Annotated in this window: 6 protein-coding genes; all 6 read left to right on the top strand. The window is 50.3% G+C overall.

The window, feature by feature from the left end:
- Positions 1 to 885 (top strand): hypothetical protein (locus tag INT21_RS16420; RefSeq protein ID WP_193085481.1); only part of this gene is annotated, 885 nt, incomplete at its 5' end.
- Positions 886 to 1,274: 389 nt separating this feature from the next.
- On the top strand, positions 1,275 to 1,547 hold the full coding sequence (locus INT21_RS16425) for a hypothetical protein (RefSeq protein ID WP_193085482.1): 273 nt from the start codon (positions 1,275 to 1,277) through the stop codon (positions 1,545 to 1,547).
- Positions 1,548 to 1,665: 118 nt separating this feature from the next.
- Positions 1,666 to 1,851, top strand: a complete 186-nt coding sequence (locus INT21_RS16430; RefSeq protein WP_193085486.1) for a hypothetical protein — start codon at positions 1,666 to 1,668, stop codon at positions 1,849 to 1,851.
- Positions 1,852 to 2,025: 174 nt separating this feature from the next.
- Positions 2,026 to 3,582: a DUF7146 domain-containing protein gene (locus tag INT21_RS20475; protein WP_226930677.1), complete on the top strand. Its 1,557-nt coding sequence runs from the start codon at positions 2,026 to 2,028 to the stop codon at positions 3,580 to 3,582.
- A 49-nt stretch (positions 3,583 to 3,631) separates the two neighbouring features.
- On the top strand, positions 3,632 to 3,919 hold the full coding sequence (locus INT21_RS16440) for a hypothetical protein (RefSeq protein WP_193085483.1): 288 nt from the start codon (positions 3,632 to 3,634) through the stop codon (positions 3,917 to 3,919).
- Between the two features lie 77 nt (positions 3,920 to 3,996).
- Positions 3,997 to 4,398: hypothetical protein (locus INT21_RS16445; protein WP_193085484.1), on the top strand; the 402-nt coding region annotated here is incomplete at its 3' end.

Raw genomic sequence — 4,398 nt, forward strand, 5'->3', positions numbered from 1 at the left:
CGCCGCAAGGCGGCAGCGCAAGCTGAGGGAGGGGAGGATGTCAACGAACGGTTTATTGCGATCCGTATGGAGCAACTTGGATGGCCTACCTTCACTTACGAAGATATGGAGGTTTCAGTAAGCAAGAAAAGGGCATGTTCATTTGTAGTATCCCTACACATGGACATACAAGAGGTGTTCGAGCTGCGAAAAGCATACTACTTGCGCAGGTGGGCGGATAAACCGGTAAAACTGATTCAGATGCGTCGTTTGTTAGCCGAAGATCGAAAGCTTTATCAATGGGTTTTCGATACGGGAACGGGCAGGGTGCATCTCTCGCCTGGTGATGACAGGAGCGTGTTTGCTGTGGGGTTTGAGCCGCATGCATTACTTGATGTTCCGTTGTCCGAAGTGCCTGAACCAATAAGGAAAAACGTTGAAGGCTTCGTCTCTTCTAGCGACTGGGATGACTGGTTTGGTGAGCTGGTAGAGTTCGTAGGTTTCCGCTGGGAGCAAGATGCTAAGAAAGTTAGTGAAGAGGCCACTGCGCTGCTTCATAGCATGCAACAGCACCTTGATGGGCCTACAGAGCAGGTATGGCGGTTCGAGACGGCACACTATCGCACCACCTTACTGAAAAGCCCAGGCCTACTTCTTGCCAGGCACCTTCCTGATGAAAATGACGATGACCGCTTCATGGACGTAATGAACGCTCTATCATCTACTGATAAGCGCTATTACAAGATTGAAGTGCATATCGAAAAGCTAAGTGATTCATTGCTGCCTGAGCAGCTGATGATGCTACGAAGATGTGCTCTGATTGACCAAAAGAATGATAACGCGTGGATGGGAGGTTATCGAAATCTTCTGACGCGAGAAGCCATTCAAACACTGCGATCAGTCTAAGCATAAGTAAATCGACGCGGCATTATCCCTCGGGGTAGTGCCACGTTTTTTATGGGGTTTGAGCAGTGAGTATGCGTTTAGAATAAAGATACCGTTACCTTGCTTTTGCAATACAGGCTAGCAAATTGACAGTTTTAAAAGGGGGTAGTAATCTTCAAGCATTCCTGCCGTTTGTGCAGCGATAGTGGTCAACTGTCCACTCAAAACAACCAGTCTCTACTCTCTGGCATGGCCAGAATCTTAATGTGCTTTATGTCTCCATGGCATATTCACACAGAGCATTAGCTCAACCCTAACTCTCTGGCACTGCCAGAACCACCCAATGCGGGCGTATTAACTACCCGCTTTGGGATAGTTGTGCGTCTGCATTCTTCTTTTGGAGAAAACGCATGACTATTTCTATCCGCACGATCTCAGCACTGTTAGCCACTGTTCTTGCCTCAGCAAGCCTCCAGGCTGACTCTGACTCCGCGCAAACTTCATTGGATGACCTCTATTCTGAGGCGTTATCGACCTTGCATAGCCAAGGCGAAAACGCTTCCGAGGTTTTGACTGTGGAGAATGAAGCAGGCCGACAGCTTAGCGTTGTCACACCTGCCAACCTAACTGACGCGCAAATTGCGCGTTTAATTGAACGCGAAGCCTTTGTGCTCCGCTTCTAACCAGCAGTTGCCGCATTAGCGGTTTCTGCCTGGTACTTCCTTTAAAAACCCTTCGCGGGCGTTGCAACTTCCCGCTTAGGGGTAGTTGTGCGTCCGCATTTCCTTCAGGAGAAACGGCATGACTACTCAACAAACCCAAGCTGGAATGTTTTACGACGCTGCACGCAAGTCTTCCGAGCGCGACCAGCTCTTTTTAGAGCTGGTGCGAGATGGATTAACGAAGCGTGAGCTAAACGAAAACATCCAGCGACGGCCTTCTTTATGGGGCCGTTACAAAGGGTGGCTAAAAAAGCTTCCCGCCTGACTCGCGTATTCAGCTATTTAGCTGAATAACGCCTTTAAATTAACCCCCAACCCGGGAGACGTTTCGCCTCCCACTGGGGGCGTGCGTCTCCCATACATCTGGTTTCGGGGCTTCCTACTTGACCTCGGATATCGGGGCTAAGCAGGAAGTCCCGAGCCAGAAAAGGAGCTACGCATGATTGATCAAAAGACTCACTACTTTAAGAAAGAAGACGTGCTGTATGCCGCTGACGGGCGCTGGGTAGAGATTTTGGGATGCTTAGCACCTCAATTAATGCCCGCTCTCGAAAAAGCCGGTCGTCATGTTCCTTGCCCCTGCGGCACGGGGTCAAAAGATGGCTTTAGAGTTTTTAAAGACGTAGCCGAAAAAGGCCGTGCCGTTTCAAACTCTGAAGGCGTGCTTTCCAGCGGTGTTTCACTGCTTATGTGGGTGAACTCCTGGGATTTTCTGACAACGCTTAATGAAGTCGGGGAATTTCTAGGTCTGGAGCCCAAAGAGAAGTGGAAGGCTAAGCAGCAACGACTAGCCGCTGTAGGTAAGGCGACAACGCCAGCACCAGCGCCTAAAGCAGCTACGCCAACACCCGCTAAACCATCATCGCTGTCGTACCTGGCTGCTAAAAATGGTGATGTTGATGTTGGCATGGAAGGCGAGGGCGCATCATCGGCTATGCCGGTTTTCGATCCCAACCTTCCACCGCTAGATAGCTATGATGACGCCATGGCTGCTCATGCCTCTATGGAGATGGATGCACCTGCGGTGATAACCGCATGTGGCGCTGAAGTAAGTTGGGGTGGCGCGCCTCAGGCTCCCGAAACAGGGCGCATTGATGTGCAACAGCCCGCAGCGCAGCAGAAACCGGTGTCTACCGCAAGAAAGGCCGCTCATGCAAAGCTGCTCGATATTCAGACTCGTCTGAAAGAACGCAGTGAGCAATCCTCGCAGGCAAAAAGCGAGAAAATTGAGAAGGTCTGGCGGGAGTCAGTGTCTATTCTCAGCCCAGCGGCCAAACCTGCTCGGGACTACCTGGCTAATCGCGGTATTCGTTTAGGGTCTGCGCGGTACCATGCGCTTACTGATAACGATGCCTTACGGTTCCATCCGGCACTGCCATATTACGATGTGGTGGTAGTGGAGGAGCCCGATTCGCAAGGCAACCTGAAAAAGGTTGAAAAGGTTGTCAATCTTGGGGAGTTTCCCGTACTGATCTGCGCTATTAAAGATCAAAAGGGGGAGCTGATCACGCTGCACCGTACTTATCTCACCAAGAAGGGTGGGAAAAAGGCGCGTGTTGAGTGCCCTCGCAAGATGTTGCCAGTGCCTGATAGCAAAACGATCACGGGTGAGGCGATACCTCTAGCGAACCCAGTTAACGGCGTTCTCGGCGTAGCTGAGGGCCTGGAAACAGCCCTGTCGGGTTACCGTGCTACAGGTATTCCTACCTGGCCCACGGTTAACGCGAACATGCTTGAAAACTTTAATCCACCTAAGGGCGTTCATACGCTGCTTGTCTGGGCGGACAAAGACAAGAGCATGACCGGGGAACTCTCCGCGAGTATCCTGAAAGAACGGATGGAGAAAAAAGGCGTTAAAGTGGTGGTATTACTACCTTCTCAGCCTATTGCAAAGCGTGCAAAAGGCATTGATTGGAATGATGTTTTACTTGAACATGGCCTGTCTGGATTTCCGTTAAAGCGGCGTCTTATTCAGCTCATTGGACAAGATTTCTAATTATGCTTCCAGGGGTGCGCAAGCGCCCCTGGCATGCGGAGGTAATGCCATGGGTGTCTTTAACGCCAACATCGCAGAAACCGCGCCTGGCTGTTGCTTGGAAAATCCATTCTGTCCCCCGGAAGGTTGGTCGGGCAATGATGGTGATTACAAAGAGCTCCTGCAGGTGCGTTGGAAAGATGTGAAATATGGCCAGCGTATGCGTTTTTCGCTACGTTTTGCCAAGCATTCTCGCTTACTTATTCGAGGGCCTTATGCTCGAATAGCCGGTGAGGCTGTTACTAAGCTATTAGCAAGAAACGATATTAAGGCTTTGCTAACGCTTGAAGAAACATAAAACCGTTTAATTAACCCACTGAGGGGCATTCCCCTCATGGGATTCCTGCCTCCAGTAAACTTTAAGGAGGTAGATGTATGAATAAATATGAAACCGCTATCCATGATGTTGGCGATTTTGGTACCAACTTGTTGGTTGCCATGTTGTCGCTTAATGTGTTTTGGACGAGCTCAATAGCTCTGCTTGGCATTTCCATAGGTTCTGCCATGCTATTGCTATCATACTTAGGCACGGTCATTGTGTTGGCCAGAAGAAGGAAGGGTGAGGATCGACGTTGGGAACATTCTGCAAGAGACGCATTAGCAACTATGTTTGGCCGGTTAGCAGTGGCTGTACTGGTAGCTTTTATAGCGGGTCTTGTTGCACTGACCATCCAAGGCTTCACGCTCGCAGGAGTGTTGCATGCATTACTGATGCTAGGCTCTCTAATCTTCTGGCTCTTCGACGTTGGGTGTGGAATTCGCCCCCTGAGCTGGGCC

The sequence above is a fragment of the Halomonas sp. 3F2F genome, assembly GCF_014897805.1.
Taxonomy (GTDB): domain Bacteria; phylum Pseudomonadota; class Gammaproteobacteria; order Pseudomonadales; family Halomonadaceae; genus Vreelandella.

Excerpts from the sequence above, each read along its gene's own strand:
- INT21_RS16425 (WP_193085482.1), top strand. The coding sequence starts at position 1,275 with ATGACTATTTCTATCCGCACGATCTCAGCACTGTTAGCCACTGTTCTT.
- INT21_RS16430 (WP_193085486.1), top strand. The coding sequence starts at position 1,666 with ATGACTACTCAACAAACCCAAGCTGGAATGTTTTACGACGCTGCACGC.
- INT21_RS20475 (WP_226930677.1), top strand. The coding sequence starts at position 2,026 with ATGATTGATCAAAAGACTCACTACTTTAAGAAAGAAGACGTGCTGTAT.
- INT21_RS16440 (WP_193085483.1), top strand. The coding sequence starts at position 3,632 with ATGGGTGTCTTTAACGCCAACATCGCAGAAACCGCGCCTGGCTGTTGC.